General features: G+C 62.1%; 13 protein-coding genes. 8 read left to right on the forward strand and 5 right to left on the reverse strand.

All coding sequences use genetic code 11. The features are described from left to right. Window positions 1-120: 120 nt before the first annotated feature. Window positions 121-2,229, reverse strand: coding sequence for a S9 family peptidase (locus Tal182_RS06815; protein WP_085858833.1), 2,109 nt, complete (start codon window positions 2,227-2,229; stop codon window positions 121-123). Between the two features lie 244 nt (window positions 2,230-2,473). Between Tal182_RS06815 and Tal182_RS06820 the strand changes: the two genes are divergently transcribed. Beyond that, on the forward strand, window positions 2,474-2,863 hold the full coding sequence (locus Tal182_RS06820; RefSeq protein WP_085858835.1) for a DUF930 domain-containing protein: 390 nt from the start codon (window positions 2,474-2,476) through the stop codon (window positions 2,861-2,863). Between the two features lie 102 nt (window positions 2,864-2,965). Further along, window positions 2,966-3,763 (forward strand): polysaccharide deacetylase family protein, encoded by a 798-nt coding sequence (locus Tal182_RS06825; protein ID WP_085858837.1) that lies wholly within the window; start codon window positions 2,966-2,968, stop codon window positions 3,761-3,763. 36 nt (window positions 3,764-3,799) lie between these two features. Here Tal182_RS06825 and Tal182_RS06830 read toward each other — a convergent pair whose 3' ends face one another. Together Tal182_RS06830 and Tal182_RS06835 are read right to left on the reverse strand one after the other, a co-directional pair. Beyond that, window positions 3,800-5,092, reverse strand: a complete 1,293-nt coding sequence (locus Tal182_RS06830) for an FAD-dependent oxidoreductase (protein ID WP_085858839.1) — start codon at window positions 5,090-5,092, stop codon at window positions 3,800-3,802. Window positions 5,093-5,110: 18 nt separating this feature from the next. Next, on the reverse strand, window positions 5,111-6,277 hold the full coding sequence (locus Tal182_RS06835; RefSeq protein ID WP_085858841.1) for an AI-2E family transporter: 1,167 nt from the start codon (window positions 6,275-6,277) through the stop codon (window positions 5,111-5,113). Window positions 6,278-6,491: 214 nt separating this feature from the next. Between Tal182_RS06835 and Tal182_RS06840 the strand changes: the two genes are divergently transcribed. Further along, the gene (locus tag Tal182_RS06840; RefSeq protein ID WP_085858843.1) at window positions 6,492-6,875 is read left to right on the forward strand and encodes a hypothetical protein; all 384 of its coding nucleotides are present in this window, start codon (window positions 6,492-6,494) and stop codon (window positions 6,873-6,875) included. A 5-nt stretch (window positions 6,876-6,880) separates the two neighbouring features. Here the strand turns inward: Tal182_RS06840 and Tal182_RS06845 are convergent, their stop codons facing one another. Further along, complete coding sequence (locus Tal182_RS06845) at window positions 6,881-7,741, reverse strand: VOC family protein (RefSeq protein ID WP_085858845.1); 861 nt, start codon at window positions 7,739-7,741, stop codon at window positions 6,881-6,883. Window positions 7,742-8,019: 278 nt separating this feature from the next. Between Tal182_RS06845 and Tal182_RS06850 the strand changes: the two genes are divergently transcribed. The 4 genes from Tal182_RS06850 to Tal182_RS06865 all read left to right on the forward strand — a co-directional run bounded on the left by Tal182_RS06850 (window position 8,020) and on the right by Tal182_RS06865 (window position 10,760). Next, window positions 8,020-8,439 (forward strand): universal stress protein, encoded by a 420-nt coding sequence (locus Tal182_RS06850; RefSeq protein WP_064801283.1) that lies wholly within the window; start codon window positions 8,020-8,022, stop codon window positions 8,437-8,439. A 134-nt stretch (window positions 8,440-8,573) separates the two neighbouring features. Continuing rightward, complete coding sequence (locus Tal182_RS06855; protein WP_064801285.1) at window positions 8,574-9,242, forward strand: hemolysin III family protein; 669 nt, start codon at window positions 8,574-8,576, stop codon at window positions 9,240-9,242. A gap of 75 nt (window positions 9,243-9,317) precedes the next feature. Then, a complete protein-coding gene (locus Tal182_RS06860; RefSeq protein ID WP_082240279.1) occupies window positions 9,318-9,869 on the forward strand; it encodes a GNAT family N-acetyltransferase in 552 nt (183 codons plus the stop codon). 189 nt (window positions 9,870-10,058) lie between these two features. Next, window positions 10,059-10,760 carry a pentapeptide repeat-containing protein gene (locus Tal182_RS06865; RefSeq protein WP_085858847.1) on the forward strand — a complete coding sequence of 234 codons (702 nt, stop codon included), beginning with the start codon at window positions 10,059-10,061 and terminating at the stop codon, window positions 10,758-10,760. 78 nt (window positions 10,761-10,838) lie between these two features. On the opposite strand, the gene Tal182_RS06870 is transcribed toward Tal182_RS06865, so the two are convergent. After that, a complete protein-coding gene (locus Tal182_RS06870; protein WP_011424576.1) occupies window positions 10,839-11,111 on the reverse strand; it encodes an usg protein in 273 nt (90 codons plus the stop codon). Between the two features lie 280 nt (window positions 11,112-11,391). On the opposite strand from Tal182_RS06870, the gene groES reads away from it, so the two are divergent. After that, window positions 11,392-11,706, forward strand: coding sequence for a co-chaperone GroES (gene groES / locus Tal182_RS06875; protein WP_085858850.1), 315 nt, complete (start codon window positions 11,392-11,394; stop codon window positions 11,704-11,706). Window positions 11,707-11,730: the final 24 nt, after the last annotated feature.

Consider the following 11,730-nt stretch of genomic DNA (forward strand, 5'->3'; position numbering starts at 1 on the left):
AGGTGGACGGCAAGGTTAAGCCACTTGTGATCTCCCCCCTTGTGGGGGAGATGCCCGGCAGGGCAGAGGGGGGTGCCACACGGCACGCCTCACCCATTCAGCCCCACCAAATCCACTCCCTCACATCTTCCCCGCCACCTTGATCGCAAACGCATACTCGAACGCAATCTCCTCCAGCCGCTGGAACCGCCCCGACGCCCCGCCATGGCCAGCGTCCATATTGGTCTTCAGCAGGATCGGCGCTTCGCCCGTTGTCTTGTCGCGCAGTTTCGCTACCCATTTGGCCGGCTCCCAATAGGTGACACGCGGGTCGGTCAGGCCGCCGAGCGCCAGAATCGGCGGGTAGGGTTTTGCGCCGACATTGTCATAGGGCGAATAGGCGGCGATCTGCTCGTATTCTTCGCGGCTTTCGATCGGATTGCCCCATTCCGGCCATTCCGGCGGCGTCAGCGGCAGGGTGTCGTCGAGCATGGTGTTGAGCACGTCGACGAAGGGAACGGCGGCGATGATGCCGGCGAACTTTTCCGGCGCCATGTTGGCGACGGCGCCCATCAGCATGCCGCCCGCCGAGCCGCCCTCGGCGATGATCTTCGCGTAAGAGGTGAACTTCTGTTGATTCAGATAGTCGGCCGCGGCGACGAAGTCCTTGAAGCTGTTGGTCTTCTTGTCCATCTTGCCGTCTTCGTACCAGGCAAAGCCCTTGTCCTTGCCGCCGCGGATGTGAGCGATGGCATAGACGAAGCCGCGATCGGCGAGCGACAGGCAATTGGTGTTGAAACCGGCCGGAATGGTGATGCCGTAGGCGCCGTAGCCGTAAAGCAGGCAGGGGACGCTGCCGTCGAGCGGCGTATCCCGACGATAGAGCAGGGTGACCGGCACCGTCTCGCCGTCCCAGGCCGGGGCGAAGACGCGGCGGGTGACATAGTCATCGGGATTGTGGCCGGACGGCACTTCCTGCGTCTTCAACAATGTGCGCTCGCGCGTCACCATATTGTAGTCGTAAAGCTGCGACGGTGTCGTCATCGAGGAGTAGGAGAAGCGGATGACATCCGTGTCGTATTCCGCCGCGCCCGAAAGCCCCAGCGAATAGGCTTCCTCGGCAAAGGCGATCGCGTGTTCCTCGCCGGTCTTCCGGTCGCGGATTATGATCCGCGGCAGCCCGTCCTTGCGCTCCAGCCACAGGAGATGGCGGGCATAGGCCATGTGGCTGATGATGAGCGTGCCGGGCTTGTGAGCGACGACTTCGCGCCAGTTCTCCTTGACCGGATTGTCGACCGGCGCTTCCATGATCTTGAAATCCTTGGCGCCGCCGTCATTGGTCAGGATGTAGAAGACGTCGCCGCCCTCGGTCAGCGAATATTCGATGCCTTCCTCGCGCGCCGCCACCAGCTTCGGCTCGGCCGTCAGATCCTTGGTCGACAGCAGCCGGTATTCGCTCGTCTCATGATCGTGAATGTCGATATAGATGAAGTCGTCGAGCAGCGAGCCGCCGACGCCCATGAAGAAGCCGGCATCGGCTTCCTCATAAACCAGGCGGTCTTCAGACTGAGGCCGGCCGACAATGTGGTGGAACACCTTCGAGGGCCGGTGGTTCTCGTCGAGCGCCGAATAAAAGAAGCTCTTGCCGTCCGGCGCCCAGACGCCGCCGCCGCCGGTATTCTCGATTCGATCCGCAAGGTCCTCGCCGGTCGCGAGATCGCGCACCTGCAGCGTGAAGAACTCCGAGCCCTTGTCGTCATAGCCCCAGATGCCGCGGCTGTGGTCGCTCGAATGGTCGAGACCGGCGAGGCGGAAATAGGCCTTGCCTGATGCCTCCTTGTCGCCGTCGAGCAGCACGGTGCGGATCGCCTCGTCGGCAACGTCGCCGTCGCGGGGAATGCGGAAATAGCGCGGCTGTTCGCCGCCGGTCACAAAGAACGTGCCGTAGGCATAGCCGCCGTCCTTCATCGGCACCGAGCTGTCGTCTTCCTTGATGCGGCCGCGCATCTCGGCAAACAGCGCCTTCTGCAGCGGCTTGGTGTCCTCCATCGCCGCGTTCATATAGGCGTTTTCGGCTTCCAGATGCCGGCGGATCTCGGGATCGAGGATCGACGGGTCCTTGAACATCGCCTGCCAGTTGTCGGCGCGCAGCCAGGCGTAATCGTCCGTGCGGGTAATGCCGTGGCGCGTATCGGAGAGAGGCTTTTTCGGTGCGGCGGGCGGCGTCGGCAGGCTCTTGAAAACGGACAAAGGAATTGGCTCCGGTGGGAATGTCGGGTTGGCAACAGATAGAGGCGCACCGCCGCCGGATCAAGCGCCAAGGGTGCAGGTGACCGTCCACAGTCGAGGAGACGGCAGCGCCCGGCTTGCCTTGATGTCACCACAATATTTAAGGAGGTCCGCTATCACAGAGCGAATTTTGCACGTGCCCAGCCCCCGGCAAGCCGCCGGCGGCAGGATGAAGACTGTACAACAGTAAGGGATTTCCTCCGCAATGCCGAAACGTCTGCTCCTGTTTGTATCTCTGGCCGGCTTGGCTGCCCCCGCTTTTGCCGTCGACCCGGCCATCAAGAAGCAGCTGGAAAAACTCGATCCCTCCACCCGCCTGGAACAGAGCTGCGACACGGAAGCGATGAGCCGGATCAACAACGACAGCACCGGCTTCAAGCCCGATAAGGTGATCGCCTATACCTTCAAGGACCCGATCGCCGGCGACAATTCGCTGAAGGCGCCGGGCGCGGTCTTCCGCAGCAAGGGCGACTGGTACCATCTTTCCTACAATTGCATCACCGGCCCACAGCATATCAACGTGCGCGAACTCGACTATCAGATCGGCGAGAAGGTGCCGCGCGAGAAGTGGGACAAGTACTATCTCTACGATTGATGCTGTTGCATGTGCCCGGGCGGCTGCGGTGACATCCGGCCACATGGCGTGTGGCAAGGCGAGCGACTAGAGTCGCGGCGCTCGAATCGTAAAGTTGATGACATGAACCGCATCCTACTCACATCGGCCCTGCTTCTGGCCTCGGTCTCCGCTGCATTGGCGGACGAAATGCCGCCGCCGATCGCTTCGGCCCCGGCCGCAATTGGTCCGGCCAAGGCGCCGCCGATCAAGCTCGTCGAACCGCATCTGCATATCGGCCGTTCCAACATACCGGGCCATGCCCGCATCGCGTTGACCTTCGACGCTTGCATGGGTCAGGCGGATGAACGCATCCTGTCGACGCTCGTGCGCGAGCGCATTCCTGCAACGATCTTTGTCACCGCCCGATGGCTGAAGCGTAACCCGCAAGCCCTTGCCGTCTTCCTGCAGAATCCGGATCTCTTCGAGCTCGAAAACCATGGCGAGAACCATATTCCGGCCGTCGATACGCCGACGCTCGTCTATGGCATTGCCTCGGCCGGTTCGCCGCAGGCGGTGAAGCAGGAGGTCGAAGGCGGCGCCGCGGCCATGGTCGCATCCGGCATTCCCGCGCCTCACTGGTTCCGCGGATCCACGGCCAAATACGATCTTTCCGCCATCGGCGAGATCCGCACCATGGGCTATCGCATCGCCGGCTACTCGGTAAACGGCGACGGTGGCTCGCTGCTCGGCGCAGCAATCACCGAAAAGCGCATCGCCTCCGCCAAGGACGGCGATGTCGTCATCTCCCACATCAACCAGCCCACCCATGCCGCGGGCGAGGGGGTGGCGAAGGCGCTGATCGATCTGAAAGCCAAGGGCACGGAGTTCGTTCGTCTGCAGGACGTCGAGGATATGGGCGACGATCAGACGACGGAGTAGTTCTGCGGCCACGGCACGACAGCAAACGCAAGGCCTCTACCGCAACTCATCCGCAGCCCGCACTGCATCCTCTCCGAACCGCCGCATCCCCGGCCCCTCCCTGTCGAGCGCGAAATCCTCGAACCAGTCGCGATGCATGCCGGCAATCATTGCACCGATCATCTGGGCTGCGAGATAGGAAAAGGTGATGCCGTTGCCGCCGTAGCCATAGGCGGCGAACACATGCGCCACACCAGGCATCGGGCCGATCAGCGGCAGGCCGTCGGCCGTCTCTCCGAAGGTTCCGCCCCAGGCATGGGCGACGCGGGTATCGGCTGCCGGCCATAACCGCTTCATCTTCTCCCGAATCGCACTGATCTTGGCCGGCAGCTTGTGATTTCGCCCCGCGGGATCCGTCGTGCCGTCATCCTCGCCGCCGGCGACGATGCGGTTGTCCGCGGTTGTGCGCATGTAGAGATAGGGATGGCTGTTCTCCCAGATCAGCGCCCTGTCGCGCCAGAGCCGCGCCGGGTCCTGAGGCACGGTGGCGAGCGCCCAGCTTGAACTGACGCGGTGCAGCTTCGGCATGTTAAGCCCCGGCATCGAATAGCCGGTCGCCAGCACCGCATGTCGCGCTTCGATGGCGTGCCCCCCAGCCGTCTCTGCCGTGACGCGATCGCCTTCGCTGTGCAGCGCGGTCACCGAAGCGCTGACGAGCTGCGCTCCGCGTCCCACAGCCATCGCGATCAGCGCCCAGGTGAGCAGCAGCGGATCGGCCTCCGCCGAACCCGGCGAATAGATCGCGCCGTCGCGATCGAGCTCGAACTGGGTGAAGAGATCGGGATGTTCGAGATAGACGCCGGGCAGCCCCGCCCGCCGGCGCAGCTGGCGCTCCTCCTGCAGGTCGCGCGCACCTTCCCGATTGGCGGCGAGGTAGAGCGTGTTGCGCGGCCGGAAGCCGCAGACGATGCCGTTTGCGGCGATCAGCTTGGAAAGGCCGGCGACGGCAGCGGCGCTGCGGCGATAGATTCCGGCCGCTCGTTCGAAGCCGTAATAGGTCTCGAGCTCGCTGAGCGTGCTGTCGATTTCCCATTGCAGCATCGCGGTGCTGGCGGCTGTGCTGCCGAAGCCCGGCTCCTCCCGGTCGATGATAACAACGGAAAAGCCGCGCGCCGTCAGATGATCTGCGATCAGCGCGCCGGTGATGCCGCCGCCGATCACCGCGACATCGGTGGAAAAGCTCTGCGCCATCGGCCGCCATTGCGGACGTATGGCATTCTTCCCCCAGAACGAACGGCCACTGACCATCTGGTCATGATCGGATTCGTCGAGATCGAGATCGGACGCCACTGATGTCTCCTCGCTTGATCACTTCGGCAATTGCGGCTGCGGTTTTTCCTCGATCAGCAGTTCCTCGATGATGGTCATGACGATCAGCGACAGCGGCAGCGCCAGCATTGCGCCGACGGCGCCCCACATCCAGGTCCAGAACAGGATGGCGAGAAAGACGATAAAGGGATTGATTTCCAGCCGCCGCCCCATGACCGCCGGAAAGATCAGGTTCTCCATGACGAGATGCACCGTGAAGAAGGCGGCCGCCGGCACCAGACCGACGATGAAGCCGTCATAGGTGATGATGCCGGCAATGGCGACGGAAAGCGTCATCAGCGTGATGCCGAGATAGGGAATGAAGCTCGACAGGAAGGCGAAGAAGCCCCAGAGCACCGGCGCCGACAATCCGCCTGCATAGGCGATGATCGTCATGACGACGCCAAGCCCGACATAGATCAGCGAGGCGGTGGCGAAATAGAAGCCGAGCACCTGCTCGACCGCGTTGATGACACGGATCGCCGCCAGCCGTTGTGGGCGGGTGCGGAAGGTCATGATGATCGTCTTGCGAAGATTGACCCGGCTGGCAAGGAAGAGCAGCAGCGCGGCGAAGAAGATTAGCCCCTGTACCAACGCCGGCGTCAGGCTTGTCGTTACCACATGCAGCACGTTACCGGTGTTTTCGAGCAGCGCGCCGATTGACATCGGCCCGCTTTCGAACGTCGCCGGCGTGATGTGCAACCATTCGATGCGCTCCAGATAGGGCATGATGCGGCTGATCATCCGCTCGACGAAAGCCGGGGCTTCGTTGGCAAGCGTCGCCAGCGGATCGGCAAGCGAGCTGACCAGCAGGACGATGACCAAGGCGACGCTGCTTGACAGAAGGAAGGCGTTGGCAAGCCTTGGCACGCCCATTTTGCTGAGGTTTTCAGCGGCAAGGCCGAGGATCATGCCGACGACGACGGCCAGGGTGATCGGAATGAGGATCAGTGACATCATGTAGACGGCGGCAAGGCCGAGGATGGCGAAAATGCCGATGATCGCCCAGGCCATGCTGATGTCGAGCCCGTCCTTCTCGAGTCGATGCACCGGCGGGGACGGTAGCTCCTCCGCCGTCTCCTGCAACGACTTAGCCCAGGCGCTGGTTTGGCGTTCGCCGATGGCGATCTTCTTTGCGTGTTTGCGGATGCCGTTGGCGATGCCCATGCGGTGAGGTCCCCGAAGCCAGATTGCTTCGCCACAAAAACGCGCTGATGCGGTTCCGGTTCCGCCGGCCCATGGCGCTGTCGTAGAGACATCGGTCAGCCTGCGGGCAAGGACGCTGAAGCGCCCGCCCTTTCATCGGCTCGCGCGCCGATTTGATCCTGCCGCCGGAACAAGCTCGCCGTCACTGGCGTTCGACCTCGGAAGGAGAGTGCTCATGATTGCAGATCCCGATCAGATGAAAACCACCGAGACCTATTCGACCGATCCCCCCTATGCGGACGAGGCGAGGCTGAAAGCCGCCGATCAGCGGCGTTGGTGGGTTTGGACCGTTCTTGTGGCGGGCGCGGCAGTTCTCATCGTAGCCGGCGTGAGCGTTGCGATCTGGCCCAATCCCAGCAACAATGATCCGGCGGCAACGGCTTCGACCAAGCCGGATCCGATCAATACGCAGCCCTCCGGTCCCGGCGCGTTCAACAACGACCCGGCCTCCGGCCCTGCACGGCCGCCCGAAGCGACAGACCGGTCGCCAACGCCGAGCGGAAACGGCGGCGGACCGACGCAGGTGACGACGCCCTCAGGAACCGAGAAGGTCCAATAGCAGGTTCAGGCCGAAAGCGTCAGGCCAATGCCCCAAGGATCCTTGAGGAAAACGCCGCCATCGCGCTTCTCGCTGTTGATCTCCAGCGCGTCGAACCTGGAGACCGCCGCGTCGAGCGTCGCCTTGTCGTTGAAACGGATCCGGTAATCCGACAGCCCGGTCATATTGTCGGCGCGGGCAGTGGCGCCCCGGCTGTTCCAGATGTTGGCTGCGAGATGGTGGTGATAGCCGCCGGTGGCAAAGAAGCTCGCGCCGGGATAACGGGCCATCAGCTCGAGGCCGAGCACGTCCCGATAGAAGGCGTCGGCCTGCGGGATATCGCCCACCTGCAGGTGCAGATGGCCGATCGCTGTTCCCTCAGCCATGCCGTCCCAGCGATCCTCCGATGCGCTGTTATAGAGCGCCTGCAGGTCAAGGCGCTGCGTCGCCATTTCGACCATGCCGTCCTCAAGGAATTTCCATCCCTTGTGCGGCCGGTCGGCATAGATTTCGATGCCGTTGCCCTCGGGGTCGGAAAGATAGATCGCCTCGCTGACGAGATGGTCCGAGGCGCCGTCGAGCACGACGTTGTTGTGGGCGGCATGGCGTAGCCATCGCGCCAGTTCGGCGCGGTCGGGCATCAGGAACGCGGTGTGGAAAAGGCCTGCGGCATTGCGTGGCGCGACTGCCGCGTCCTTTGTCGTCGTCAGCGTCAGCAGCGGATGCCCCCCGACACCCAGCACTTCGCCGCTCGTCGTCTTCTCGATGACCTTCAGGCCGAGCATCGATTGATAGAAGCCGGAAACCAGGCCGAGGTCGGTAACGACGAGATGCGACTGGTCGATATAGGCAGGCCGCGTCAGCGCATAAGATGTTTCTGTCGTCATCAATGGGTCTCCTGCCTTGGCAGTTGAAGGCGTACCGGCGGGGGCGGCAACCCTGCCGCCTGTAGCAAATCCGAGGAGGTGACGCCGTTCATGCGCCTGGTCTCCTCGGTGCCGTACTTGGTCTCTATATGGCCCATCCCGATTGTTCACAGAAGGCTTGTTTTTGAGGATGAAGCGTTGAGCAGATGTTGACGATGACCTGCACCGGCTTGATCGCAGTCAATGCGTGCATATCTTCATCAGAGCAAGCTTATGCATCGCAGTCATGGAGGGAAGCCATGTACAGGAAAATCATCGTGGCGGTCGCGCTCGGCAGCCTCGACAGGGGAGAGAACATTCTCCGCAAGGCCGCCTCGCTGCTCGACACGGGCGGCCAGATCGTCGCGCTCAACGTCGTCGAGGATGTACCGACCTATGTCGCGATCGAACTGCCGGCCAATATGCTCGAAGACGCGATGAAGGACGGCCGCGACAAGCTGGAAGCGCTGGTCGCCGCAACCGGGGTCGCGGCAACGATCGACATCCGCAACGGCCCGCCGGCCAAGGCCATCATCGCGGCCGCCGAAAGCCACGGCGCCGACCTGATCATCCTCGCCTCGCATATTCCGGACTTTTCCAACTACTTTATCGGCGCCACGGCCGACCGCGTCGTGCGGCACGCCAAGTGCTCCGTGCTGGTCGAGCGGCAGAAGATCTGAATCTGTGCCGCCGTCGAGGGGGCGGGGCCTGTGCGGTCTGTCACGAAGATTTACTGCCCGCACGATGCGCCGCAGTTGCGCCCCCGCCGGTTCGGTGCGACCATCGCGATCGGGTACGAAACGGGTTGGCGTGCATGGCCGAGTTCAACGGTATTCGCTGGGCTTACGACAGATATGAGCTGATCGCCGACGGCATCGTCCATGGCGTCGGTCTCGTGCTGGCGCTGATCGGCGCCACTGCTCTGATCTTCTACGCCACGGTCTGGAGCTCCCACGGGGCGCTCGCCGCCGCCTGGATCTATGGCGTCGGACTGGTGCTGACGCTTGCCATCTCCTTTTCTTACAATGTCTGGCCGGTCTCGCGCACCAAATGGTTCCTGCGCCGCTTCGATCATTCGGCGATCTTCATCCTGATCGCCGCCACCTATACGCCATTCCTAGAACGCGGCGCCGACGATCCGCTGATCTCCTTCATGCTGGTGGCGATATGGCTGTTCGCTGCCGTCGGCATCGTCCTGAAATGCGCCTTTCCAGGGCGATACGACCGTCTCGCCATCCTGCTTTACCTCGCCATGGGCTGGAGCGGCGTGCTCGTGGCGGGGCCTGTCGCCGCGCGCATTCCCTCCGCTTCGATGCTGCTGATCGTCATCGGCGGCGTCATCTATTCGCTCGGCGTCATCTTCCATGTCTGGGAGAAACTGCGTTTCCAGAACGCCATCTGGCACGGTTTCGTCGTCATCGCCGCGGCCGTGCATTATTCGGCCGTTTTCACCTGTTTCAGCCTGCCGATGCCAGAGTTCTGAGCTGCCGCCCGCCCGAGGCGTCCCGCAAGCCTTTCTCTGCTGTATCAGCAGTTTACATCTTTTGAACCGCGGCGTATGCCAACCCGCGCAGTCAATCCGAACCGGGCCATCATGACAGACGCCATCCTTCTCCGCGACGCCACCGAAGCCGATCTTCCCGCCATCCGGGATATCTACAATCATGCCGTCGAGCACACGACGGCGATCTGGAACGAAACGCTCGTCGATCTCGAAAACCGACGGGAATGGCTGAGTGCGCGCAAGGGCCGCGGCTTTCCGGTCATTGTCGCCGAGATGTCGGGCAAGGTTGCGGGCTACGCCTCCTATGGCGACTGGCGCGCCTTCGAGGGCTATCGCCACACGGTCGAACATTCCGTCTATGTCGACAAAGATCATCGCGGCGCCGGCATCGGCGAGGCCCTGATGCGCGAATTGATCGCGCGTGCGGCGGCCGCCAATATCCATGTGATGATCGCCGGCATCGAGGCCGACAACGCTGCTTCGATCCGGCTGCACGAAAAGCTCGGCTTCCGCATCGCCGGCAGATTTTCCGAGGTCGGCACCAAGTTCGGCCGCTGGCTGGATCTGACCTGCATGGAACTCCGTCTGCCCGGCGAGGCCGATTGACCTGCCTGCTCGGGCAAGGCCGACGGCCTACCGGGGCAAGGAGGATGAGCGCTCGCCGGATGGAGTGAACCGGCAAATCATTGCCGGAGCGGTCACTATCTTTTTATTGTATTCTGAGCTGTGTAGAAAAGAGAGGCCGCCTGCTTCGCGAGAGGCGGCGTGATAAGCGTCATGGAGATCAACAGTTCAATGGCAATGCATCGATCGCCGCTCGGCCTCCTTGCCCTCATTCTTCTCGCCTCCGCTCCGATCTCCACACGCGCTGCCGACTGCAGCAGCACGGCCTCACCGAAGCTCGACTGGCAGGAATGCACGAAGAAAAACCTGATGCTGCAGGGCAGTGATCTCCAAAGCGCCAACCTCTTCAGCACCGATTTCTCGCTGACCGATCTCAGCGGTTCGAATTTCAAATCCGCCAATCTGGAAAAGGCGAGCTTGGTGCGTGCCTCGCTTGAGGGGTCACATGCCGAAGGGGCCAACTTCGCCAAAGTGGAGGCCTATCGCGCCAGCTTCGCCAACATTGCCGCCGAAGGCGCTTCCTTTGCCGGCGCCGAGCTGCAGCGGGCCAATTTTGCCGGCGCCCGGCTCTCCGGCGCGAGCTTCGAAAAGGCCGAACTCGGCCGCGCCGATTTCGACAAGGCGGTGCTGACGGGAGTGAAATTCTCTTTCGCCAATCTCTCCCGCGCCGATCTCTCCAGCGCCGTCTTCGAGGGCCCGGCAACGTTCGAGCGCGCCTTCATGTTCTTGACCCGCATCGAAGGCCTGGACCTCTCGGCTGCCGCTGGGCTCGAACAGGCGCAGATCGAGCTCGCCTGCGGCGATGCCTCGACCAAGCTGCCGTCCGGCCTCTCGACACCGGCAACTTGGCCATGCCCTGCCGAGCACGAGTGATTACCCGGGCGACATCGTACGTGTTGAAAAAACGCTATGGCAACTGCGCCCGGCTGGCTTGGGAATGTCGGGTTCGACCTAGTGCAATTTGAACTCGCCCATGACGCGACGCCATTCGTTCGGTCCGATCAGCCGCTGGTGAGTGTAGCGGACAGAATGCAGCGGCCCGTCGAGCGTGGACTGCCAGAAATCCAGGAACTTGTGCATTTCCGGAAAGTCCGGAGCGAGGTCGTAATCCTGCCAGACATAGGTCTGCAGCACGGATTCAAAATCAGGAATGCGATAGAGGATATGGGCGGTGGTCAGTCCATAGCCGTTCAGCTGACGCTCCAGATCTGATGAAAATTGCATGCTTCATCTCCGTTTCATGACGCTCGAAAGGTGGCGCAAAATTTGGCGGCCATCAACGGATTTCTGAACGCGTCCACCCCGTTTATTGTTCCTTTACAGGATGTTAGCAGCCACTTCGAGTGAGTGCTAATTTTTTTATGGTGCCCTCTTGAAATGGAAAAAGCGCAAAACCAGATCATTGCGCGCAGAACGCTCGATCGAGGTTTTGCACCCGCCCGGACTGGTCATCCGGTCCGGCCAGGGGAACAACATCATTATTGTTTGTCCATTGGAGGAAAACATGTCGTTCCGACCGCTTCATGATCGCATTCTCGTCCGCCGCGTCGATTCCGAAGAAAAGACCAAGGGCGGCATCATCATTCCCGACACCGCCAAGGAAAAGCCGCAGGAAGGCGAGGTCATTGCCGTCGGCCCCGGTGCCCGCAACGATGCCGGCCAGATCCAGCCGCTCGACGTCAAGGTCGGCGACCGCATCCTGTTCGGCAAGTGGTCTGGCACCGAGATCAAGATCAATGGCGAAGACCTGCTGATCATGAAGGAAAGCGATGTCATGGGCATCATCGAGGCCCGGGTCGCCGAAAAGATCGCCGCCTGAGGCGATTTCCGCGCATTAGTCAAA

Origin of the sequence: Rhizobium sp. TAL182 (assembly GCF_002117725.1) — a bacterium.
Taxonomy (GTDB): Bacteria; Pseudomonadota; Alphaproteobacteria; order Rhizobiales; family Rhizobiaceae; genus Rhizobium; species Rhizobium esperanzae.

What these genes read in the sequence shown, in the direction of transcription:
- Tal182_RS06820 (WP_085858835.1), top strand. Translation starts at nt 2,474, where the DNA reads ATGCCGAAACGTCTGCTCCTGTTTGTATCTCTGGCCGGCTTGGCTGCC.
- Tal182_RS06825 (WP_085858837.1), top strand. Translation starts at nt 2,966, where the DNA reads ATGAACCGCATCCTACTCACATCGGCCCTGCTTCTGGCCTCGGTCTCC.
- Tal182_RS06835 (WP_085858841.1), bottom strand. Translation starts at nt 6,277, where the DNA reads ATGGGCATCGCCAACGGCATCCGCAAACACGCAAAGAAGATCGCCATC.
- Tal182_RS06840 (WP_085858843.1), top strand. Translation starts at nt 6,492, where the DNA reads ATGATTGCAGATCCCGATCAGATGAAAACCACCGAGACCTATTCGACC.
- Tal182_RS06845 (WP_085858845.1), bottom strand. Translation starts at nt 7,741, where the DNA reads ATGACGACAGAAACATCTTATGCGCTGACGCGGCCTGCCTATATCGAC.
- Tal182_RS06850 (WP_064801283.1), top strand. Translation starts at nt 8,020, where the DNA reads ATGTACAGGAAAATCATCGTGGCGGTCGCGCTCGGCAGCCTCGACAGG.
- Tal182_RS06855 (WP_064801285.1), top strand. Translation starts at nt 8,574, where the DNA reads ATGGCCGAGTTCAACGGTATTCGCTGGGCTTACGACAGATATGAGCTG.
- Tal182_RS06860 (WP_082240279.1), top strand. Translation starts at nt 9,318, where the DNA reads ATGCCAACCCGCGCAGTCAATCCGAACCGGGCCATCATGACAGACGCC.
- Tal182_RS06865 (WP_085858847.1), top strand. Translation starts at nt 10,059, where the DNA reads ATGGCAATGCATCGATCGCCGCTCGGCCTCCTTGCCCTCATTCTTCTC.
- Tal182_RS06870 (WP_011424576.1), bottom strand. Translation starts at nt 11,111, where the DNA reads ATGCAATTTTCATCAGATCTGGAGCGTCAGCTGAACGGCTATGGACTG.
- groES (WP_085858850.1), top strand. Translation starts at nt 11,392, where the DNA reads ATGTCGTTCCGACCGCTTCATGATCGCATTCTCGTCCGCCGCGTCGAT.